Origin of the sequence: Liquorilactobacillus oeni DSM 19972, assembly GCF_001436275.1 — a bacterium.
GTDB classification, from domain to species: domain Bacteria; phylum Bacillota; class Bacilli; order Lactobacillales; family Lactobacillaceae; genus Liquorilactobacillus; species Liquorilactobacillus oeni.
In genome coordinates this window covers 17,916-39,757 of the sequence record NZ_AZEH01000019.1, presented here as the reverse complement: position 1 = coordinate 39,757, position 21,842 = coordinate 17,916, and the positions used below count along the sequence as shown (strand labels likewise).

18 protein-coding genes are annotated in these 21,842 nt (G+C 35.8%); 12 read left to right on the top strand and 6 right to left on the bottom strand.

Translation table 11 applies throughout. The features are described 5' to 3' along the window. Positions 1-9: 9 nt before the first annotated feature. Together FD46_RS01070 and FD46_RS01065 are read right to left on the bottom strand one after the other, a co-directional pair. Positions 10-1,155, bottom strand: a complete 1,146-nt coding sequence (locus tag FD46_RS01070; protein WP_057895335.1) for a glycerate kinase family protein — start codon at positions 1,153-1,155, stop codon at positions 10-12. A gap of 24 nt (positions 1,156-1,179) precedes the next feature. Further along, positions 1,180-2,487 carry a GntP family permease gene (locus FD46_RS01065; protein WP_057895334.1) on the bottom strand — a complete coding sequence of 436 codons (1,308 nt, stop codon included), beginning with the start codon at positions 2,485-2,487 and terminating at the stop codon, positions 1,180-1,182. A gap of 334 nt (positions 2,488-2,821) precedes the next feature. On the opposite strand from FD46_RS01065, the gene FD46_RS01060 reads away from it, so the two are divergent. The 4 genes from FD46_RS01060 (at position 2,822) to FD46_RS01045 (ending at position 7,563) form a co-directional block, all read left to right on the top strand. Further along, positions 2,822-3,268 carry a LytTR family DNA-binding domain-containing protein gene (locus tag FD46_RS01060; protein WP_057895333.1) on the top strand — a complete coding sequence of 149 codons (447 nt, stop codon included), beginning with the start codon at positions 2,822-2,824 and terminating at the stop codon, positions 3,266-3,268. 4 nt (positions 3,269-3,272) lie between these two features. Further along, entirely contained in the window at positions 3,273-3,974 is a 702-nt protein-coding gene (locus FD46_RS01055) for a LiaF transmembrane domain-containing protein (protein WP_057895332.1), read from the top strand. Positions 3,975-4,050: 76 nt separating this feature from the next. Beyond that, on the top strand, positions 4,051-5,778 hold the full coding sequence (locus tag FD46_RS01050) for an ABC transporter ATP-binding protein (RefSeq protein ID WP_057895331.1): 1,728 nt from the start codon (positions 4,051-4,053) through the stop codon (positions 5,776-5,778). A 3-nt stretch (positions 5,779-5,781) separates the two neighbouring features. Beyond that, complete coding sequence (locus FD46_RS01045) at positions 5,782-7,563, top strand: ABC transporter ATP-binding protein (protein WP_057895330.1); 1,782 nt, start codon at positions 5,782-5,784, stop codon at positions 7,561-7,563. A gap of 321 nt (positions 7,564-7,884) precedes the next feature. On the opposite strand, the gene FD46_RS01040 is transcribed toward FD46_RS01045, so the two are convergent. The 3 genes from FD46_RS01040 to FD46_RS01030 form a co-directional block, all read right to left on the bottom strand. Then, positions 7,885-10,743: a YfhO family protein gene (locus FD46_RS01040; RefSeq protein ID WP_057895329.1), complete on the bottom strand. Its 2,859-nt coding sequence runs from the start codon at positions 10,741-10,743 to the stop codon at positions 7,885-7,887. 83 nt (positions 10,744-10,826) lie between these two features. Further along, the gene (locus tag FD46_RS01035) at positions 10,827-11,759 is read right to left on the bottom strand and encodes a glycosyltransferase family 2 protein (protein ID WP_057895328.1); all 933 of its coding nucleotides are present in this window, start codon (positions 11,757-11,759) and stop codon (positions 10,827-10,829) included. A 22-nt stretch (positions 11,760-11,781) separates the two neighbouring features. Then, the gene (locus FD46_RS01030; RefSeq protein ID WP_057895327.1) at positions 11,782-12,240 is read right to left on the bottom strand and encodes a flavodoxin; all 459 of its coding nucleotides are present in this window, start codon (positions 12,238-12,240) and stop codon (positions 11,782-11,784) included. Positions 12,241-12,414: 174 nt separating this feature from the next. Between FD46_RS01030 and map the strand changes: the two genes are divergently transcribed. The 4 genes from map to FD46_RS01010 all read left to right on the top strand — a co-directional run bounded on the left by map (position 12,415) and on the right by FD46_RS01010 (position 16,166). After that, positions 12,415-13,203: a type I methionyl aminopeptidase gene (map, locus tag FD46_RS01025; protein WP_057895326.1), complete on the top strand. Its 789-nt coding sequence runs from the start codon at positions 12,415-12,417 to the stop codon at positions 13,201-13,203. 162 nt (positions 13,204-13,365) lie between these two features. Then, positions 13,366-14,238 carry a UTP--glucose-1-phosphate uridylyltransferase GalU gene (galU, locus tag FD46_RS01020; RefSeq protein WP_057895325.1) on the top strand — a complete coding sequence of 291 codons (873 nt, stop codon included), beginning with the start codon at positions 13,366-13,368 and terminating at the stop codon, positions 14,236-14,238. A 438-nt stretch (positions 14,239-14,676) separates the two neighbouring features. Further along, positions 14,677-15,183 carry a LysM peptidoglycan-binding domain-containing protein gene (locus FD46_RS01015; RefSeq protein WP_057895324.1) on the top strand — a complete coding sequence of 169 codons (507 nt, stop codon included), beginning with the start codon at positions 14,677-14,679 and terminating at the stop codon, positions 15,181-15,183. Between the two features lie 62 nt (positions 15,184-15,245). After that, on the top strand, positions 15,246-16,166 hold the full coding sequence (locus FD46_RS01010; protein ID WP_083479327.1) for a YihY/virulence factor BrkB family protein: 921 nt from the start codon (positions 15,246-15,248) through the stop codon (positions 16,164-16,166). 194 nt (positions 16,167-16,360) lie between these two features. Here FD46_RS01010 and recX read toward each other — a convergent pair whose 3' ends face one another. Further along, positions 16,361-17,152, bottom strand: coding sequence for a recombination regulator RecX (recX, locus tag FD46_RS01005; RefSeq protein WP_057895323.1), 792 nt, complete (start codon positions 17,150-17,152; stop codon positions 16,361-16,363). A gap of 113 nt (positions 17,153-17,265) precedes the next feature. Here recX and rlmD point away from each other — a divergent pair, with 113 nt between their 5' ends. The 4 genes from rlmD (at position 17,266) to FD46_RS00985 (ending at position 21,755) form a co-directional block, all read left to right on the top strand. Continuing rightward, on the top strand, positions 17,266-18,654 hold the full coding sequence (gene rlmD / locus FD46_RS01000) for a 23S rRNA (uracil(1939)-C(5))-methyltransferase RlmD (RefSeq protein WP_057895322.1): 1,389 nt from the start codon (positions 17,266-17,268) through the stop codon (positions 18,652-18,654). A gap of 32 nt (positions 18,655-18,686) precedes the next feature. Continuing rightward, positions 18,687-19,859 (top strand): serine hydrolase domain-containing protein, encoded by a 1,173-nt coding sequence (locus tag FD46_RS00995; RefSeq protein WP_057895321.1) that lies wholly within the window; start codon positions 18,687-18,689, stop codon positions 19,857-19,859. A gap of 110 nt (positions 19,860-19,969) precedes the next feature. Continuing rightward, positions 19,970-20,515, top strand: coding sequence for a nucleoside tri-diphosphate phosphatase (ntdP, locus tag FD46_RS00990; RefSeq protein WP_057895320.1), 546 nt, complete (start codon positions 19,970-19,972; stop codon positions 20,513-20,515). Between the two features lie 118 nt (positions 20,516-20,633). Then, complete coding sequence (locus FD46_RS00985; protein WP_057895347.1) at positions 20,634-21,755, top strand: AI-2E family transporter; 1,122 nt, start codon at positions 20,634-20,636, stop codon at positions 21,753-21,755. Positions 21,756-21,842 lie beyond the last annotated feature (87 nt).

Genomic DNA, 21,842 nt, shown 5'->3' with positions numbered 1-21,842 from the left:
TAAAAACTGTTATTTTTGAACTGATTTCAGTAAGCGTGCAATATTTTCGGCAGTTTGGGCAATATCTTTTTGACTGTCTGCAAATGCAGCAGAAAGATTCTTAGCTCCACAAACTGTTGAAAAAATTGCATCAATCACATTTTTTTCATAAAGGATATCTATTTTGTCTCCGATATTTCCTGCTAAGACGATAACGGGCGCAGACGGAGCAGCTTGTTTAGCAGCTAATGCGACCCCATAAGGAGTTTTACCGTATTGAGTCTGAAAATCAACTCCACCTTCGCCTGTAAAAATGAAATCAGCGTCTGCCGCTTTTTCTTTCAGTTTTGTGTAGTCTATAATAATATCAATTCCCTTTTCCAGCTTTGAGTTGGTGAAAGCTAGTAAGCCTGCTCCAAGTCCGCCAGCAGCACCTGCACCAGGAAAATTGACCAGATCTTTACCGGTTGTTTCTTTAATCAAGGCCGCGTAGTGCGTCAGATTTTTGTCCAATTGAGTTATCATTTTTTCAGTAGCACCTTTTTGCGGGCCAAAAACAGCTGAGGCACCTTTGGGACCAACAAGCGGGTTAACTACATCCGAAGCTATGAGAATTTCGGTTTCTTGAATACGGCGGTCTGTTTTTCTAAGGTCGATTTTATAAAGGCTATTGAGTGCTCCGCCACCAAACTGCAGGTTGTTTCCAAGAGAGTCAAGTAACTTAACGCCCAGCGCTTGAGCCATTCCGGCTCCACCGTCATTTGTGGCACTGCCTCCAATTCCTAATATTATCTTTTTTACGTTGTGGTCCAGTGCATCAATAATGAGCTCACCTGTTCCAAAGGTAGTTGCTTTAAGGGGGTCGCGTGTTTTTTCGTTAATATAGCCGATACCGCTAGCTTCTGCCATTTCGATAACAGCAGTTTCCCCATCTCCAAGCAATCCATAGGTTGCAGTTACTTTTTTTCCAAGGGGTCCGGTAACCTCTTTTGTGATCAATGATCCATTGCTGGCATCAACCAGTGAACGGACTGTTCCTTCGCCTCCATCTGCCATTGGTATCTTAACAAATGTTGCTTCAGGGAAAATTTTTTTTATACCGTTTTCAATTGCTTCAGCTACTTCTTTTGCAGTGAGACTGCCTTTAAAAGAGTCAGGTGCAATTACAAATTTCATAAATCTATCCTCCATAAAATTATTTTAAAGATGTAAAAAGCCATACATGATTGTAGCTACGATCATTGCTGTAGAACCAACTAGGAATTCATAAAAAATAGCACGTGAACGTTCTTTGAGATCCATGTGCATAGCATTGGCAGTTACGTGGAAATAGTTGCCATGAGGAAGCTGATCGAGCATGATACCACCGGTATGGACCATAGCTGCTGCTGCTAGAGGAGAAACCCCGAACCCTAAGATTGCTTTTGAAAAAGATCCTGTTGCAAGGATTACGCCGGTTGAAGTTGAGGCTGAAGCAGCTGCCATAAGGAAGCCTGAAAGAGGAGCAAGTAAAACACCAGAAACATGGGAAAGCTTAATCAGTGAAATTATTTCAGCGGGCAGGTTTGAAGAAGTAATGGTAGCACCGATCGCTCCTGCACCTATTAAGATAAGCACGACATCAGTCATTCTGCTGACCCCTGCTTTGGCATAATCACGCAGCTTGTTGCCTTGTTTCATTGCAAGAGCTCCAACCACAGCAGCAAATGGAAGGACGTATAAAGCGTCAAGGTTAAAAGCAGTTAGAAAGGAAAGATGAAAAATTGAACCAATCGGATTTAATAATAAAAGTACGATAGCAATAACCGGAGTTACTAGGGATGAACCAAGTGAAGGCAGCTTTTTATCCTTGCTTTCGGCATTAAGATTGAGCAAATCGTTATCTTGAACACGGTTGCCTTTTGCTTTTATCCAGTTTGCAATTATCACGGTCATAGCTAACGCAAACATTGCTGGAATAAAGTCAGCAATCATTACTTGACTTAATTCAACGTTAAAACCCTTTGCGGCTGCAATTGTATTGGGGTTTGGAGAGATAAGATTGCCTGCTTTGCCCCCTCCTGAAAGTGCAACCAGCAGTGCAAGTTTAGAGATTTTCATCCGTTGACCGACTTCTAGGGCTATCGGAGCTACAATCAAAACAGCAACCGGAATAAAAACTCCGACAGCTGTAATAACCATTGTGGCAAGTGATAGTGCAAATATTGCCAGATGATCTCCTAGCTTATTTACAATAGTTCTTGCCAAAGTGTCTGCAGCTCCAGATTCCATCATAACTCCAGCAAGCATTCCTGCGGCCAAAACACGTAAAACGGTGCCCATGACGCTTTGAGAGCCCTTTATCAGAATGTCAATGACCTGTGTTAAATTGGCACCGCCTAGAATGGACCCGATTATTGCTCCAAGTAGCAGTGAATAAACAGGATTTAACTTTTTCAGAATTAAAATGATAGCAATTGCCAGACCGCAAAGTGCCGCCCACCAAGAAATAATAAGTGACGATTCCATAGTAAACCTCCATCTATTTGTGAAAATAATATTAAATAGCACAATGATAATTGTAAGGAAAGTTTTCTTGAATTTCAATCTAAATTTGGAATATAGTTTTTTTTACGCTTAAAAAGCCTCTCTTCTAGCAGAATCTAGTTTTCAAGGATATGTAAAGGAAAGCTGAAATTATAAAATGTATAGCATAAAATGAAGTTTACCTTTTCACAATTTATGAAAATAAAAAATACTTTGAAATAAATTACCTGATAGGCAAGAATTTTGCCCACTTAAGCAATTCCTGTTTACTATAAAGAAAAGCTATGGTCTACTAAGAGAATGGAAGGAAATAACTATGAAAATCAAAGCAACGATTGACAGCAGCCTTGAGGAAACAGAAATTATTATCCATGCCCCTGCAAATGAGCAGATACATAAAATTTGTCAGCTACTTCAAGAAAAAAATAAAATGATTTCTACTCTTAAAGTTTATAAAGGGATAACTGAATATTATATGGAAGTTCCCCGAATTCTTTTTTTTGAAACTGAAGGTCGTCAGGTAAATGCCCATACTGCCGAGCATATATACATAACTCGTTACCGCCTTTATGAACTTGAAAGGCTTTTACCGCAAAATTTTATGCGTATCTCCAAGTCAACAATTTTGAATACTGAGAAAATTTTTTCACTAACACATTCATTATCTAACAGTTTAGTTCAACTTCAGGATTCTTATAAGCAGGTATACGTTTCAAGAAAGTATTATAAAGAATTAAGAAAAAAATTGGAGGAAAGGAAGTAATAATATGAAAAGGCAAAGATGGTTTTGGGGAGTACTTTTTCTGCTTTGCGGCTTGCTTTTAATTGCAAGTAGAGTCGGCTGGTTAGGAGGAAGTTTTGGTTTTTGGAGTATTTTGTTTACGATTTTCTTTATTGCTAGTTTTGTTGAAGGAATAGTACACTTTAATATACCAGTAATTGTTTTTTCAGTTGCCTTTTTAATGATTGTTTATGCTAAACAGCTTGGAATAACTTTTCTTGTCCCTTGGACGGTTCTCGGTGCCGCAGTTTTTATTGCAATAGGGTTATCTATTATTTTTCAATCTGGATGGAAACATTATCGTTCTAAGGTTACACGTTTTGAAAATTCAAAAAGCGAAAATCTTTCTTATGTCAAAATAGAAGCTAAGATGGCATCAAATATTCGCTATGTTCGTTCTGAAAACTTTAAAAGGGCTGAAATTAATGCTTCGATGTCCAATCTTAAAGTTTATTTCGACGATACGGTACTTAAAGAACAGAATGCTGTAATAGATGTACAGGGTTCTTTAAGCAATATTGAACTTTTTTTGCCTAAAACTTGGAATGTTATTATTCAAGTTGAACCGATTTTAAGCGGAGTTGAAGAAAAAGGCAAGACAACGGTTGTGCAAGAAGGAGACAGTCCGTGTGTTTACCTAAAAGGAACGCTGAGCCTTTCTGGGCTTGAGGTTAATTATGTTTTTTAAAGAAAACTGTAAAATTAGTATTATTGAGAAATCAAATAAAAAGTATTTTAGAAATTTAATTTAGGAGAAACTAGGAATGGATATTTTAAAACCATATTTCAAAAAGAACACCGCTATGATTATAGGCTCTGTAATTACTATTGCAATTCTTTCTGCAAGTGCATTGTGGCAGCCCAAGCTTTTACAAAACATTATGAATGCAACTATTGCTGATAAGAAAGAGCAAGTCTTAAATTACGGTGTTCAATTGATTGTATTAGCGTTAGTCGGGATTGCAGCTGGGATTGCAAGCACGTACTTTGCTTCAAAAATTGCCCAGTCTGTTGCTACGGATTTACGTGCGCAGACTTATGATAAGATTCAAAGTTTTTCATTTGGCAACATTGAACACTTTTCAGCAGGTAGTTTGGTAGTTCGTCTGATTAATGACATTAATCAGGTTTTAAACTTGGTAGTTATGATGTTTACTCAGCTCTTACGGTTACCAATTCTGTTTTTTGGTGCTTTTATTTTGGGAATTTTAACAATCCCACGCTTGTGGTGGATTGAAATCTTACTGGTTGTGTTTGTTCTGGGGCTTACTGGTGCTGTTTTTGCACGGATGGGCAGCTTATTTACACGTTTTCAAAAATGGATAGACAGGTTAAACCTAATTGCAAAAGAATCATTGCAAGGCATTAGGGTAGTCAAATCTTTTAACCAAGAAGGAAATGAAATTGCAAAATTTACTAATGCTGCAAAGCAGTTGCGGGGAATAAACCTGACTATTGGATACCTGTTTTCACTATTGATTCCGAGCTTTATGCTAATTGCTAACTTATTAATTCTTTTAGCTGTTTATTTAGTGGGAAGCACAATTACAAGCCACCCTGGTGAACTAGCTGCGATCGCTTCTTATATCTCGTATTTAATGCAATTGATGTTTGCAATTATTATTGGAGCGATGACAATGACTTCTTCATCTCGTGGTCTAATTTCTTTGGGACGGATTAAAGAAATACTTAAAACTAAACCAGACGTTCAATTTGACTCTGCTGCCCCAGATACTGAACTGTTAGGAAGTGTGGAATTTAAAGATGTGACCTTTTCTTATCCAGATGCAAAGGCACCTGCTTTAAAGAATATTACTTTTAGTGTATACCCTGGCGATTTTATTGGAATTGTTGGTTCTACGGGCTCTGGTAAATCTACCTTGGCTCAATTAATGGCACGTTTGTATGATCCCACTAAAGGAGCAGTGTATATTGGCGGTAAAGATTTGAAACATGTCAATGAAGGATCACTACGTAAAACAGTCAGCTTTGTCTTGCAAAAAGCGATACTTTTTTCAGGTTCAATTGCTGACAACCTTAAACAAGGAAAAGCAGGTGCAACGGAAAAAGAACTTAGTTGGTCTGCAAACATTGCACAGGCTTCAGAATTTGTTAATAAATTTGAAGAAGGATTTGACCATCGGGTAGAGGAACGTTCCTCTAACTATTCAGGAGGACAGAAACAACGTTTATCAATTGCTCGTGGAGTGGTCGGCAAGCCTAATATTTTGATCTTGGATGATTCGACTTCCGCACTTGATGCTAAGTCAGAAAAGTTGGTTCAGGAAGCTTTAGCACGTGAACTAGCAAAAACAACTGTCTTTATGATAGCCGAAAAAATTGCTTCGGTCATCAATGCTGATAAAATTCTGGTCTTAGATCAAGGAAGATTGGTCAGCAGTGGGACTCATGCAGAATTACTGCAGAAATCCCAAGTTTATCGTGATATTTATGCCGCACAATTAGCAAAAAATACCGGAGAGGTGAGATAAAAATTGAGAAATTTAAAAGACGCACTTGATTATTTTAAACATTATCTGCGGCCATACTGGAAGGGGCTGCTGTTTGTTACAGCACTCACTATCATTTCAACTTGGGCACAGATTAAGGCCCCTGTCTATCTTGGCAAAGCAATGACCAGTTTGAGCCGTTATTTGATGGCTTATAGTAACCCTCTAACACGTTCACAGGCTTCTTTTGCTGACTTTCATCATGCCCTTTGGCTAATATTCTTATTTTTTTTGTTATCTGTAATTGCTATGTTATTGGCTAGTTTTTGGATATCTTATATCAGTGCTTATTCAGGTAATAATATGCAGCGCGGCTTATTTAAAAAATTACAAAAAATGACTATTCGCTATTTTGACAGTCATCAAGACGGCAAGATATTATCGCTCTTTACTTCAGACTTGGACAATATTTTTAACGCAATGAATCAGGCAATTTTTGAGCTGATTTCTCAAATTATTCTTTACATCGGAGTTATTTGGATAATGTTTTCATTAAACATTAAACTAGCTTTTGCTACGGTGGTTTCCACACCTTTTGTGATCATAGTAGCATTTGTTATAATTCGAAAAGCACGTTATTACATTGATAATCAGCAAGATGAAATAAGTGCGCTTAACGGTTATATCAACGAACAAATCAATGGACAGAAAATTATTATAACGAACGGTTTACAAGTTAAATCAATTGCTGATTTCAAAGTTCTCAACGAAAGGGTCCGGCGTGCTACGTTTAAAGGACAATTATATTCAGGACTGCTTTTTCCAGTAATGCAGGGGCTTTCCTTGCTGAACCTTGCGATTGTAATTGCATATGGTTCGTGGATGATTGTTAACGGAGATGTTAGCAAGGCGATTGGATTAGGCTTGATTGTGACTTTTGTTCAGTATTCACAGCAGTATTTTCAGCCAATTACGCAAATCACTTCCATGTACTCTATGATTCAGCTTGCACTCACAGGAGCTAGAAGACTAACCCATATTCTCAAACAACCGGAAGAGGATAGAAAAGAAGATGGGATTGAATTAAAGAAGATTAATAAAGGTGTCCGTTTACAGGATGTACATTTTGGGTATGATCCAGATAAGGAAATTTTACATGGTATCAACATTAATGTTGACAAAGGGAAGATGATTGCTTTAGTTGGACCAACTGGATCAGGAAAAACAACTGTAATGAATTTGTTGAATCGCTTTTATGATGTTAATTCTGGAGAAGTACTTTTTGATGAAGCAGATACTCGTCGATATTCATTGCTTTCGTTGCGAAAAAACATTGGCATAGTGTTGCAAGAATCAGTACTTTTTACAGGAACAATTGCTGATAACATCAAGTTTGGAATGCCAAAGGCTAATGATGAGCAAATGATTGCTGCAGCCAAGCAAGCACATATTCATGAATACATTGAAAGCCTGCCGGAAAGATACGAAACGAGAGTGGATGAAGAAAGTTCAATCCTATCTGTTGGGCAGAAACAATTGATTAGTATTGCTAGAACTCTTTTGACAGACCCGGCATTTTTAATTTTAGATGAAGCCACTTCAAATGTTGACATGGTTACTGAAGAAAAGATTAAGAAAGCAATGGATAATGTGATAGCTGGCAGAACTAGTTTTGTGATTGCACATCGTTTAAAAACAATAGTGGAAGCTGACGAAATTATTGTATTAAAAGATGGAAAAATTATTGAAAAGGGAAGTCATGAACAACTTCTCAAACAACAAGGGTTCTATTACAATCTGTATACAAATCAGATGGTTTTTGAATGATGTTTTTAATGCTAAAAGTGTCCAACTTTTTTCTGGATGATAAAAGATGAGGGCCTTAATTTGGAAACTATGAGTTGAATTCAAAAAAATAAAGGAAGTGTGCCAATAGTCGAGTCGTTAGGCTTCGAGCATTAACTGCGAATTATGAATATAGTCAGAATTTGACTATGAGTAATTTGTGGTTAAGCGGAAAAGACTGAATATTGAAACATGTTAATATGGAAACTGTAAGAGAGTACAAAAAAGCTGAGTCAAAACATAAGTTTTGCCCCAGCCTTTTTTATTTTTTGTCTTAGCAGAAAAAGTTATATGATTAAAATTCTACCAGATACTGCTTGATTTTTTGCACTTTCGCTGGAGCAGTTGCTTGCTAATAGACAGCACAAGAAAAATAAGACCGAGTAAGGAAAGTATTTCACCAATTTTTAGGCCTGGGGTTTGATAATAAAAAATGATTTGATGTTTGCCTTTGTTTAAAGGAATACCTAAGAATCCTATGTTCGTTTTTAGTGTTTTGACTTTCTTACCATCTATATTAGCGTTCCAACCACGTGAATATGGAATTGAAGACGTCAAAATACCGTTTTTTGAAGTTGAAATAACTCCCTTGACTTTATTTTGTGAAAATACAACATTTTGCAATCGGTGTTTTTGCAATTTTTTTACTTCATTTAAATATTTTTTATCTATTTTTTCTGCAATAATTTTTAATTTAAAGCTATAATTGCCTAATTTTGATGGAGTCAATTCCAATGAATCTGGTAGTTTCGAAAAAGTTCCAAGGTTTAATAAACCATTGCTAACAGATTTGTAGAAAGAAAGTTCAGCTTGACTGGGCTGTGAGATTTTTTCTGTTCCTTTATCAGAACTTACCTTTAGTGAGTAGCTTTTATCCGGTGTTCCTTCCAAAATGTGATAACGTAAATAACTATAGTAATTAAGCTGCTGGTTGAGCGCAGGAGATTTGCCGTTTAAAGATTTCTGGTGAGATAGTTCGAGCTGCACCTGTCTTTGAAGCGAAAAGGGTGAATATGTGATGTTTTCAAATTCTAGGTGCAATTCACAATTTTTATATTTTTCAGGATTTTTTAAGATAATCGTGTAAGTCTCAGAACTATCCTCACGAGTAATATCTTGCGGAGAAACTAAATTTCCACGACTTGAGATAAGCTGATAACCTACTGGTTCAGTTGTATTGGCAAGGTTCGCCTTTTTATAATCTTTACTTTCTTTATTATCCAAATAAACCCCTTTGGAAAGTGCCCTTTCTTTTTCAGTAGCAGATAAAGTTCTATAAGTTTGCGGAGCGATAACTTTATCTTGCCAATAGATTAAAGGAAAAGCGGATGAACTTCGATAACGTAAGGTCTGTTGATCATTTGCAGAGTTCTGATTTGCACTGCTAATTTTTGGAGAAGCTTTGTCTAAAAGATAGGTTGCAGGTATTTTGTTTTCATTAGGTTGATTTTTTTGAACAAAAAGATAACGGACACCCAAAAAATTATTTAGAATAGTACGGTCACCGACTTGAGCTAAAGGAACATTTGCTTCAAACTGACTATTACGTAAAGAATTTGCAAATTCACCAATGTTTTTATTTTGTAAGGAGTAATACGAACCAATAGAGTTAAGTTTATTAGGTTGTGAGTTATATAAATGAGCTCCTGTACCTAAATTATAATTCTGACTGATAGTCGATACTCTGTATTGGTTGGCAGGTTTCAGCCCTTTTTCTAGGTTAGAATAGCGATTAGAAGTTAATTTTTCAAATGTTCCTTGAGGAAGCATTTCATTTGAGTATCCGCCGTTGTATGGTGCAGCAAAGTAAATTGCATTAAGTGCTGTATTTGTCATAAGCAATAGCAAGAAGAGCAGGTTTGCTTTTTTATTTGCTGTTTCTTTACAAAAAAGCAACAAGCCATAACTAATAAAGAGAAAAATAATCGGGACAAAAAGTTTTTCGTTATTTTGAAAGAAATAGGTTGCTAATAAAAATAAACTATAGCTTAAAAGACAAACTGTAAAATATTTTATCACCTTTGCGGATAGCTCGTGCGCATGACTGATCAGAATACAGGTTGAAAAAGAAATAGGTAAAACTAGCAGCAGGGTCCAACGGTTTGAAGGCGACGTTAAGCCATTGAAAAAAGCACCGAATGCTGGAAAAAGTAATAATATACCTCCAAGAATAAAACATGTAAAAAGCAGCGGGTAACTACGATGCTTAAAAATAATGTAACAAATAGCAAAAAAACTAAGGCTTGCAAATCCGAGAGCACTCCAGAAATAAAAGTCGCGATTTCCCCCGTTTATTAATTGGGATGGCAATGCAAGATAGTAATATAAAGGGTAAATTTTCAAACCATTTGCAAAGGAATTTGAACTGCGCGTAGAGTTAGTTACCGCTAAAATCTCAGGGATCAAAAAGGCAGAAGTGATCAGTAAGCTAGAGATAGTGCTTAAAAACAATTTCAATAAAGTAATCTTTAAAACAATTTTTCTGCGATAGTAAAGAAGATAGCGCAGAATCAAGTAAATAAGTGTTCCAATTCCTAATATGTAAGCAAAGTAAAAATTGTTGAAGAGCATCCAACTGAATACTATAGTGAGTGGCAGATTGGAATATCCACGAAAAACACGCTCAATACAAATTATCAAAAGCGGAAAAAGAATAAAGGGCATGGTAAAGAAAGGCTGTGCGATATTCGAATATAAAAGAAAAGCATTAAAAAGATAGATAAGGCTGCCGCTTATAATTACTAAGTTATTAAATTTAAAGTGCGAAGAAAAGTAGCAAAAGGAAAGGCCAGCACAATAAAGACGCAAGATAATCAGTACCTGATAACCTAATACAATCTTAGTTGCTGGAAAAAGTAGAATCAGGTAATTAAAAATATCCCCTGAAACATAATATGAATTAATTTGAAACAGATCTCCGCCAAGTCCTAGTTTCCAAGACCATTGAGGAATAGAATTACCTGGGTGTTGAATAACAGAAAGTAACGTTTTGCGGAACTCGCTTAAAAGAGGTACGTGTTGCTGTGCACCATCTAGACGCCAAATTAATGAGTGTCCGGTTATGAAATATATTCCATAAACAAAGAATGCAATCAGTAAAAAAACTATTGTATATTTAAGGTAAAGCTTAAAATTATTTTTTTTATTAAAAGAAAACTGCACAAAAAAGCCTCCCGACTATCTCCAAGTATTGTACATTACTTAGATGAAGATTGTGAAGGCAGAAATCAAACTTTAGAAACTTATTATTTTTCTTCTTTAACGATATAAAGCGGGCGGTGTTTAACTTCAAGAAATATTTTTCCGATGTACTTGCCAACAATACCCAAACAAAAAAGCTGAATACCGCTTACGAACAGAATAATACAGACCAATGAAGGCCAGCCGCTGGTGGGATCACCAAAAATAACAGCTCTTGTGATGATCCAGATAATTGCAAGACCAGCACCAATAAAAGAAAAGAGGCCAGTAAAAGCAGCAATATTAAGCGGAACATCCGAAAAAGCAACAATGCCATCGATGGAATATTGTAAAAGATTCCAAAAATTCCAGCTGGTTGTTCCGGCACTGCGCTCCTTGTTAGAGTATTCAAGGTACTTTGTTTTAAAACCGACCCAACTGAAAATTCCTTTTGAAAAGCGATTATATTCCTTAACTGAAAGAATTGCATTAACCATTTGACGTGTCATCATACGATAGTCACGCGCGCCGTCTACTATTGTTGTATCTGAGATACGATTAATCAGCTTATAGAAAAGTCGGGCAAAAAAAGAACGAATCGGTGGTTCTCCTGCACGATCAGCACGCTTTGTACCGATACAATCATAATTTCCCTCAGCAAGAAGTTGATGCATTTTAGGTAAAAAGTCAGGTGGATCTTGGAGGTCAACATCCATCACCACAATGTAATTTCCAGTTGCTCGCTGTAAACCGCAAAAAAGCCCGGCTTCTTTTCCAAAATTACGTGAAAAAGAAACAAAATGAACATGCTGAGGATCTTTTTTGTTTAATTTTTTCAGTTCCAACAAAGTATTATCTGTGGAACCATCGTTAACAAACCAGTATTCAAATTCAACCTCCGGCATTTTTTCTTTTGCTTTTTCGACCTCAGGATAAAAAAGAGGGATAGCTTCTTCTTCGTTATAACAAGGAACTATAATTGACAATTTACTGCTCACTTTTTTCACTCCATTTTTTACATTACTTATTTTTTTTTGCTGCAGTTATCAAATTATCAACAAATTTTTCTAATGATGCAATATCTTCGTCGGTATCGGGGGCAAGGTTGATTTTGAGGCTCTTTGCTCCTTTCGCTGCTCCAGTTTTCTTAAATGCTTCTTCAAATTTATCAACAGCTACACAGTAATATTCACCGTAAAAAGTATCTCCTGATCCAGCAACTCCAAAAGTTTTTCCCTTAAGATCAAGCTCCTCTAAATCATCAAAAAAGTCCATTCCTTCATCCGGTAAAGCACCTTCGTCGTAAGTGTAAGGTGTGACTACGCAGATATCAACATCTTCAAAGTCAGAAGCATCACACTGGGAAATTTCTTCAGTATCAACTTCTATTCCTTTGTTTTCAAGAGCTTCTGAAACAATATCTGCAATATCTTCATTATTTCCAGTGATTGAAGCAAACACCACTTTGGCTTTTGTCATTGAATAAAACTCCTTCTTTCAACTATCTACTGTGGCTAATTATAGCAGATAATTACTGAATACTAAAAATAACATTTAGTAATTAGCTATTCTCTACATTCTAAAGTTGGTAAGTTATTGTTAGCATTTTAGGTTATAATAGGTTAGTAAAATAAATTGGAGGCATTGTAGATAATGATTACGTTAAAATCACCTCGGGAAATCCAAGAAATGGCAAAATCTGGAGCAATTCTTGCTGGGATGCATATTGGTTTAAGAAAAATTATCAAACCAGGTATCTCTAGTTGGGAAATTGAAAAATTTGCACGCAAGCATTTTGAAGAACATGATGCAATTGCTGAACAAATTGGTTTTGAAGGTTATAAATATGCAACTTGTGTCAGCGTTAATGATGAAATCTGTCATGGATTTCCACGTAAGAACTTAATTTTAAAGGATGGGGACCTTATAAAAGTAGATACGGTTGTCAACTATCACGGTGCAATGAGCGATTCATGCTGGAGTTATGTTGTTGGCAAATCAACACCTGAAATCGATCGTTTGATGAAAGTGACCAAAGACGCATTATATTTAGGAATTGATCAGGCACAAGTTGGGAATCGAATTGGAGATATTGGAGCTGCCATTCAACATTATACTGAAGAAGTTAATAATTATGGTGATGTGCGCGAGTTTATTGGACATGGAATTGGACCCACAATGCATGAAAGCCCAAATGTACCGCATTATGGTCAAGCTGGAAAGGGGTTAAGATTGCGGCCAGGGATGACTATTACTATTGAACCGATGATCAATGTGGGAACTTGGAAAGCGGTAATGGATGATCCGAATGGCTGGACTGCCAGAACAGCTGATGGAAGTTTCTCTTGTCAATATGAACATACACTTGCAATTACTGAAGATGGTCCTAAAATTTTAACTTCACAAGATCCTGAACGTGATCAAAAATATTTACTTGCTTAAAGTTAATTTTTTTCATAAAATGTATTTGGTGTTGAAACAATCTAATTTTGTATAAACGAGCTGACTAGCAGACGACAATTTTAATAGGTTTATCATCTGTGGGTGGGGTGTTATAATAAAAGATGTGTTTTGACAACGCTAACAGATAAAGGAGCTCACATTATGAAAGTTAGAAAAGCTGTGATTCCGGCTGCCGGGTTAGGTACACGTTTCTTACCTGCAACTAAAGCCTTGGCAAAGGAAATGCTGCCAATTATTGATAAACCAACTATTCAGTACATTGTAGAAGAAGCTAAAAAAGCAGGTATTGAAGATATTTTAGTTGTTACCGGAAAAGGCAAGCGCCCTATTGAAGATCATTTCGATTCTGTTCCAGAGTTGGAACAGAATCTAAAGGAGAAGGGGAAGACTGATTTACTCAAGCTCGTCGAGCAAACAACTGATATCAATCTTTATTTTATTCGCCAGTCTCACCCAAGAGGTTTAGGTGACGCTGTATTAATGGCAAAAGATTTTGTAGGCAATGAACCTTTTGTTGTAATGCTTGGTGACGATTTGATGAGGGATAAAGTTCCTTTGACTAAACAGCTGATAGATCGTTATGACCAGACACATGCTTCTACTCTAGCGGTAATGAAAGTACCGCATAAAGAAGTTTATAAATATGGTGTAATTGATCCCGGTTCTGAAACGAGCAAGGGGCTTTATGATGTTAAGGAATTTGTTGAAAAACCTGCTGTAGATAAAGCTCCAAGCGATCTTGCAATTATAGGGCGCTATCTTTTAACTCCAGAAATCTTTGGAATGCTTGAAACACAAAAGCCAGGAGCAGGAAATGAAATTCAGTTAACTGATGCAATTGACCGTTTGAACAAGATTCAGCGTGTTTTTGCCCATGAATTCAAGGGTGAACGTTTTGACGTTGGTTATAAGTTCGGTTACCTTAAAACTTCAATTCAATTTGGTTTGGAGCATCCAGAAGTTAAAGATGATTTGAAGGCATATATCAAAGAATTGTCTAAAACATTAAAATAATTATTTTACTAACAATAAAACAAACGCTTAGTAAATCCTTTCTTATGCAAACTTTAACTAATTTTTGTTTAAGTTCAGAAAAGACAGTATCTTAAATATATTGATTCTGATGTTGAAAGGTAGAGTTAGGGGGTTATGCCAGAGGTATTTTGGGATAGCCCCCTTTTAGAATCTTAGCAAATGTGTTTTGAAGGCTAGATCTTATTTGATGCAGCTGTGAATTTTGCATATTTACGTTTGTCTGATCCTTGCAATTCAATTCTTATTTAAAAATTCTTCTTGTTTGAGTGTCAAAGGCTGATGGAATTTTAGTAGAATTTAAAATAATTATTTGTAATTTTCTTAATGACTTAATAGTTTTTATTGAAATTATTTAAGTTATATCTGATAATTGTTAAGGTAGAGTTCAAACAACTAATTCACGCAGGGGGAAATGTAATGGCTCGAAAAAGAAATCGCCAGAAAAGTAGAAATTGGATGGGAGTTATAGTTCTTATAGTTATATTCGTTACACTAGGGTATTTTGGATGGAATAGCAGTGTGGTACGAGCACGTATTCAAAATTCTTTTGGGAATACAGCTAAGGTACAAAAGGCTGAGTATAAAAAACAACAAAGTATTGCCCAACGAAAATATGGGGTAGAAAGTGTAGCTGCAGTTTCTCAAAGTACAAATAAGGCAGCCGATAAACAAAGCAGTGCAAAAACAAGTACAGTTTCTTCAAGTAATGTTTCTAAAAAAAGCTCATCTGGACAGAATAATTATCAAACTTATGTAGTCCAAGTAGGCGACACTCTTTCTGCAATTGCGGCAAAGTATCAGACTACAACTACGAAATTGATGGATCTTAATAATTTAGAAAGCGGTACGATTTCAAGTGGAACAGCTTTGAAAGTTCCTGTTACGTCTACAGCAGTTTCCTCAAGCCAAAATAGTAGCAATTAGCTGTGTAATTAAACAGGTCATGTTATAATTTGGTTACTGTTTTAGTTGAGGTTTGAAGGGAAATGGTGGAAATCAAAGGAAAACAATCAAAGATTACAGCGGTTAAAAATGTAGTCAAGAATATGCTCCAAAGGAGTGCCACCGTTAATATTAACAACACTGCGATTGTGATTGCATATTATTCATTGTTAGCGATTTTTCCCACGATTATTTTAATTGGGAATTTGATGCCGCTTTTGAATATCAAGGCTCAAACTGTCTTGACTTACTTGCAGACGGCAGTTCCAAATACTATTTATAATACGCTTCATCCCATAGTTATTTCGTTTTTGGAAAAGGGAAGCGGCGGTTTGATTTCAATTAGTGCGCTAGTGGCTTTATGGGCGGCTAGCCAAGGAGTTAATGCACTAAAATTAGCTTTAAACAATGCTTATGGAGTTGAAAGTTCACAAGGCGCAATTGCAGTTAGACTTGTTTCCTTTTTTTTGACATTGGTATTTGTTATTCTAATTGCTGTAATTTTAACATTGTTTAGTTTTGGTCAGCTTATTTTGGATTATATTACCCCACTTTTTCATCTTTCCACCGATTTTAGCAGTCTTTTTAGTATTTTTAAGTGGCCAGTTACTGTGCTGGGGTTATTCCTTATCATCAGTTTGATATATTATTTTTTACCGAATGCTAAAATTCATTTTCATTTGATTCTTCCTGGAGCTGTTTTAACAACTTTTGGATGGATAATACTTGCGCAGGTTTTTTCAATTTATGTGCGATATTTTGCTAAATCGGTTCTGAGTTATGGTACGATCGGAACATTCATCGTTTTGCTATTTTGGCTGAATTATTCTGGATGGCTCATCATGCTAGGTGCAGTACTTAACGCTACATTGGAAGAAAAAAAGTATCAGAAAATAGAGCCTAAAATAGGCAAGATACAGCATTTTTTTAAAAAGCGTCATTCAGATAAAGAACGCAACAAATAGAGGAGCTAGTGCGCAATAGCCGTTAGGCTTCGCGCATTAACTGCAAATTGCGAATATAGTCTTGCATTTGACTATGAGTTATTTCGTGGCTAAGCGGAAAAGACAGACTGTTGAAACACGTTGATTTGCATATTTTAGATTAAAACAGAGAGACTGGGTTAAAAGTTAACTTTTGACCCAGCCTTTTTTGTTTATTAAAATTTGTTTTCTAATAAAATGTCAATATCAGAAAGTTTAAAACCTTTACGGTAAAGAGCTTGTTTTATTTTAAGCTTTTTTATAGCCGGTTGCAGTGAGTGGTACTTATTTATAAGTTTATTAAACTGAGTATTTAATGCATCCTCTTCAAGTTCAGGATCATCTTTAAGAGTCGTATTTTCTAACCCAGTATTTATTTCATCAACAGAAAATCCTTTTGCAAGCAGTCGCTGTTTTACTTTCCGAAATTTCATACTTGAAGAATCATTACGATATTGCTTCATCAATTTTTCAATTAATTTGCTGACTTTAACACTCACAGTATTTCTATCATATTCTGTTGCAGCATCTTCGATTATTTCTTCTGAAATTCCCTTTTTACGCAACTGAACTGCAATCATTTTGAAGCCCTTATCAGCTGTCTTTACCATCGTTCTGACATAGCTTGCTGCAAATTTATGATCATCCAAAAGAGCTTCTGTGCGTAGCTTTTTTTGCACCTGAGTAATTATTTTAACTGGAGCATTTTGATTTTTAAGATATAAGCGCAGCTCTTTTTCACTGCGCATTTGATAGCTAAGATAATTTAAAGCTTTTTCGTAAAATTGTGATAAAGTCTCATCTTTTGTGAGTATAGCTTGCAGTTGGGCATTGATTTCTTGTCCCTTATGCAAACGATATTTTGTAAGTACGTTTTCACTGACTGAAAAGCTGTATTCATCATCAAGAAAGATATTAAAACGGCCCTTTCTTTTTTGTGTTGTAATTCTGGTGATTTTAGCTGTCATAAATACGCCTCCAAATGTTTTTCAATCACTATTATTATACATGAAGCCACCTTTCAAAAAAAAGATTTAACAGTGTTATAATTAGATATTATAATATTAAGGAGTTTACTTTAATGCGACAGGAAAAAAGAAAAAAACAAGTAGGGGTCGTCCTTTTGCCTGGGCAACGGTTTCCACTTACTATTAAAAGGTTAGGTATTAATGGCGAGGGGATTGGATATTTTAAGCATAAGGTCGTTTTTGTACCGAATGCTTTGCCGAATGAAGAAATTGTTGCCGAAGCAATCAAAAACAACCCTCACTTTGCATTAGCAAGGGTTCATAAGTTTAGAAAAAAAAGCCCTGACAGAGTTGAAAAAAAAGACAATTATGATGTTGGTGGAATAGAATTGGAACACCTTGTTTATGAAAAACAGCTTGAATTTAAACGTGACGTTATTTTACAATCACTAGAAAAATTTAAGCCAAAGGGGTACCGTTCTTTTTCTCTCAAAGCTACAATAGGAATGGAAAATCCTTATGGATATCGCAATAAGGCACAATTTCAAGTCCGAATGGACAGACATGGAGAAGTAGTAGCCGGTTTGTATAAAAGAGGAACACATCAACTTGTAGCGCTGCCGACTTTTAGTACACAACGGCCGCTGACGATGAAGATTATAAATACAGTCTGCAAGTTGCTTAAAGAATTTGAAGTACCCATTTATAACGAGAAGCAGAGTTCTGGTATTATAAAAACTTTGGTAGTACGGGAATCATTTTTAAATGGACAAGCTCAGTTGGTCTTCATCACAAATTCATCCAAATTTCCGCATAAAAGATTGTTAATAGAAAAATTGCTGCAAAAGATACCTCAACTTGTTTCTATTCTGCAAAATATAAATGATAAGAAAGAGTCTCTTATTTGGGGGAAACAGACAAAACTGCTTGCTGGACAGGACTTTATTATGGATAAAATAGGAACAGTTAAATTTAAGCTTTCTGCTCGTGCTTTTTTCCAATTAAATCCTTTTCAAACTAAAGTTATGTATCAGAAGGTTGCAGAAGCATTGGCCCTTACACCCAGTGAGACACTAATAGATGCATATTGCGGTGTGGGAACAATTGGGCTTTTTGCTGCTGATAACGTCAAAGAAGTCAGAGGAATGGATATTACTGCCGCGGCTATTGAGGATGCAAAAGAAAATGCGCGCTTAAATCAGCGTACAAATACATGGTATGAATGCGGCAAGGCTGAAGAAGTGATTCCACGGTGGCTAAAGGAAGGTTTTGTTGCTGATGCATTAGTAGTTGATCCTCCGCGTACTGGATTAGATCAGGTCCTTCTTAAAACTATTCTCAAAGTTCAACCTAAAAAGTTTGTCTATGTTTCTTGTAATCCATCGACATTAGCACGTGATTTGAAAGAATTGGTTAAAGTATACCGAGTAGAATATATTCAACCAATTGACATGTTTCCTCAAACCGCACGTTGTGAAGCTGTAGTTAAATTAGGGCTTTAAAGGAGTAAGTTTAACTTTGAGGTAGTAAGTTTATGAATAAAAAAAAGTTATTTTTAAGATTGTTTTTACTATTTATTGTAGTTGGTATTGCGTCAAAAAGTATAATGTTTTTTGACAAAGCAAATAGGCAGACGCAGAAGCAAACTATTTTTGAAAAAAATAAAATAAAAAAGGTCGATGAGAAGCAAAAGTGTGCATCAGCACTCAAAAATTTTTGCCGGTATGCGGACCAACAGTTGAAGAAAAATAATTTTGTTGGCGAAGCCTTGATTATTAAGAATGGCAAGGTTGTTTATCAAAGAGGTTATGGTTACGCAAACCTTGAGGAAAGAAGACCAAATGATAGCAGGTCCACTTATCAAATCGCTTCTTTACAGAAAGCTGCTACGGCGATGATGATTATGCAGCTTGAAAAAAAGAAGAGGATATCTTTGAGTGATACGTTGGCTAAATTCTATCCTAAAATTAAATTTGCCAATTTAGTAACGATCAGAGAAATGCTTAATATGACTTCCGGGGTTAGCCTTTCAACTTTACCTCAGACAGTTCTTTCTCCGAATGCTTTGATAAATTACACTAGTTCAAAAATTCAGATTCAAGTTAAAAGTATAGGCCAGCAAAATTATCAACCGGCTAATTATGTTTTATTGGCAGGAATTTTGCAAAAGGTTACTCAGCAAGGATATGAGCAGTCTTTTGAAAAAATGATTAAAAAGCCATTGGGGCTAACAGAGACATATTTTTTTGATGGAAATGCTAAAATGATGCAAAATAAAGCCTTGGCTTATTCGCAAGGACAAAATAAGTTCTTAAAAGAAATTAAAGAAAAACCGTTTCAGTATTCTAATGAGCTTGGAACGGGAAATTTATATATGAGTGTTCCAGATTTGTACCGAATGCTAAGTGGATTTCTGAGCGACAAGTTGCTGACATCGTATGAAACAAAGATACTGTATACAACATTTCCCCCAAAAAACAATTACAGTGCAGGGTTGTATCATCTGGCACAGTTGCCACAATTTACTAAAAGGAAAATAAAGTCTGGATATCACATTCATGGTTGTGAATATGGCTATGAGACGATTGGGGACCTCTCAGTACATGGTAAAAATGCTGTGATTTTGCAGAGTAACGTAGCAAACGTACATGGATCTTTTAATCTGACACTAGATACCAGCCTTTATTATGGGCTTTCAAAATTTTAAAAAAATCAGCTTAAAGCAAATAATTTTTGGGATTTCTGTTATAAGTTTGCTATAATAGTTATGATATCGGTGTGAAACTGCACCTGTGTTTATAGAAGGCAGGTTTTTCCATGCGTCAGTCAAAGGAACCAAGGGAAGGTGATTTTGTCACCATCAAAAGTTATAAGCACGATGGCAGTTTACATCGGACGTGGCGCGATACGATGGTACTGAAGACAAGTGAAAATTCGTTAATCGGCTGTAATGATCATACTCTGGTAACAGAATCTGATGGTCGTCGTTGGGTTACAAGAGAGCCTGCATTGATTTATTTTCATAAGCATTACTGGTTTAATATCGTTACAATGATTAGGGACAATGGAATTTCTTATTATTGTAACCTTGCTTCTCCGGCAATTCTAGACAAAGAGGCATTGAAATATATTGATTATGACCTTGATGTCAAGGTTTTTCCTAATGGAGAAAAGAGGCTTCTCGATGTTGACGAGTATGAAGAGCATGCTGCAAAATGGAATTACTCTAAAGAAACAGATAAAATTTTGAAGCATAATGTGCTGATACTTGTTGACTGGATAGAAAATAAGAAGGGCCCTTTTTCGAAAGAATATGTCGAAATTTGGTATAATCGTTATCTTGAGCTGTCACGGCGTTTGTAAACGATGTGTTTATGACACGAAAAGCTGTGATCACATTTTTAATTGTGATTGCAGTTTTTTTATCAAAATGAAACAGTGTTTGATGTATTTAAGAAATGAGTGATTGGCTGGTGTTAAAATGCTTGAAAAATTGAAAAAATCAAAAATGATGTATTTTACTGTAGAAGCTTTGCTTATTGCTACTTTAATCTGGGTATGTACAAAAATCAGCTTTGTATTTGAACCTGTGGGTACTTTTATTTCTACACTTTTTATTCCTGTGATTATATCAGGTTTTTTGTATTATCTTTTCAGACCAGTGGTTGCTTTTTTTATGAAGCTTCATATTGGTCGTTTTCGCATTAATAGAGCTTTAGCTGTGGTGTTAGTGTTTGTAATTTTAATTGGGATTATCGCTTTGGCGCTTACTTTTATGGTGCCGCTTTTAATCTCCCAAGTAGGACAGTTAATTTTGAATACTCCTGATTATTTGAGTATTCTGCAAAAAAGTGTAAATCATTTATATAATGATTTAAGTGATCACGAATGGATGCGGCAGCTTAATGTGCAAGATTATGTTGATAAAATTGGAAAGAATTTTATGAACTCAGTTGCTGAATTTCTAGGATCTTTGACAAAAAGCCTTGGGACAGTAATTGGGATGATTACCAGTATTACAGTAACCATTATCACAGTCCCTTTTATGCTTTTTTATATGCTGAAAGACGGTCATCGTTTAATTCCCAATATCCAAAAATTGATGCCGACAAAGCGGGCGGAACAGGTTGAAGAACTTTTATCCAAAATGGGGGACACGATCTCTAAGTATATAGCAGGACAAGTTATTGAGTGTACTTTTGTGGCAACATTTACGTCATTAGGCTATTGGATAATAGGGATGCCATATGCGCTCTTATTGGGTGTGCTTGCAGGAACAACAAATATTATTCCCTATCTTGGACCCTACCTAGGGTTATTGCCAGCCTTGATCCTTGCTTTTTCAGTTTCTTTCAAAATGGTGATTTTTGTAGTAATTGTATGTGTGATTGTACAGCAAGTAGATGGAAACTTAATTTATCCTAATGTAATAGGTAAGTCGCTTGATATTCATCCTTTAACTATTATAATGTTGCTGCTGGTTGCTGGGAACTTAGCTGGTTTGATGGGAATGATATTAGGGATTCCTTTTTATGCTGTGTTAAAAGTCATTGTTAAATATTTTCGTGATATCTATTTATTAAATAACGAAAAAAGCAAGTAAGTGTGGGGTAGTACAAAAAAAAGCTTTTCAAGAAATATTTTTCTTTTGGATCTAAATTAGTGGCAGTTAGTTTCTTTCTTTACATTG

What these genes read in the sequence shown, in the direction of transcription:
- FD46_RS01065 (WP_057895334.1), bottom strand. Translation starts at nt 2,487, where the DNA reads ATGGAATCGTCACTTATTATTTCTTGGTGGGCGGCACTTTGCGGTCTG.
- FD46_RS01060 (WP_057895333.1), top strand. Translation starts at nt 2,822, where the DNA reads ATGAAAATCAAAGCAACGATTGACAGCAGCCTTGAGGAAACAGAAATT.
- FD46_RS01030 (WP_057895327.1), bottom strand. Translation starts at nt 12,240, where the DNA reads ATGACAAAAGCCAAAGTGGTGTTTGCTTCAATCACTGGAAATAATGAA.
- rlmD (WP_057895322.1), top strand. Translation starts at nt 17,266, where the DNA reads ATGCGACAGGAAAAAAGAAAAAAACAAGTAGGGGTCGTCCTTTTGCCT.
- FD46_RS01055 (WP_057895332.1), top strand. Translation starts at nt 3,273, where the DNA reads ATGAAAAGGCAAAGATGGTTTTGGGGAGTACTTTTTCTGCTTTGCGGC.
- recX (WP_057895323.1), bottom strand. Translation starts at nt 17,152, where the DNA reads ATGACAGCTAAAATCACCAGAATTACAACACAAAAAAGAAAGGGCCGT.
- FD46_RS01070 (WP_057895335.1), bottom strand. Translation starts at nt 1,155, where the DNA reads ATGAAATTTGTAATTGCACCTGACTCTTTTAAAGGCAGTCTCACTGCA.
- FD46_RS00995 (WP_057895321.1), top strand. Translation starts at nt 18,687, where the DNA reads ATGAATAAAAAAAAGTTATTTTTAAGATTGTTTTTACTATTTATTGTA.
- map (WP_057895326.1), top strand. Translation starts at nt 12,415, where the DNA reads ATGATTACGTTAAAATCACCTCGGGAAATCCAAGAAATGGCAAAATCT.
- galU (WP_057895325.1), top strand. Translation starts at nt 13,366, where the DNA reads ATGAAAGTTAGAAAAGCTGTGATTCCGGCTGCCGGGTTAGGTACACGT.
- FD46_RS01050 (WP_057895331.1), top strand. Translation starts at nt 4,051, where the DNA reads ATGGATATTTTAAAACCATATTTCAAAAAGAACACCGCTATGATTATA.
- ntdP (WP_057895320.1), top strand. Translation starts at nt 19,970, where the DNA reads ATGCGTCAGTCAAAGGAACCAAGGGAAGGTGATTTTGTCACCATCAAA.
- FD46_RS01015 (WP_057895324.1), top strand. Translation starts at nt 14,677, where the DNA reads ATGGCTCGAAAAAGAAATCGCCAGAAAAGTAGAAATTGGATGGGAGTT.
- FD46_RS01010 (WP_083479327.1), top strand. Translation starts at nt 15,246, where the DNA reads ATGGTGGAAATCAAAGGAAAACAATCAAAGATTACAGCGGTTAAAAAT.
- FD46_RS00985 (WP_057895347.1), top strand. Translation starts at nt 20,634, where the DNA reads ATGCTTGAAAAATTGAAAAAATCAAAAATGATGTATTTTACTGTAGAA.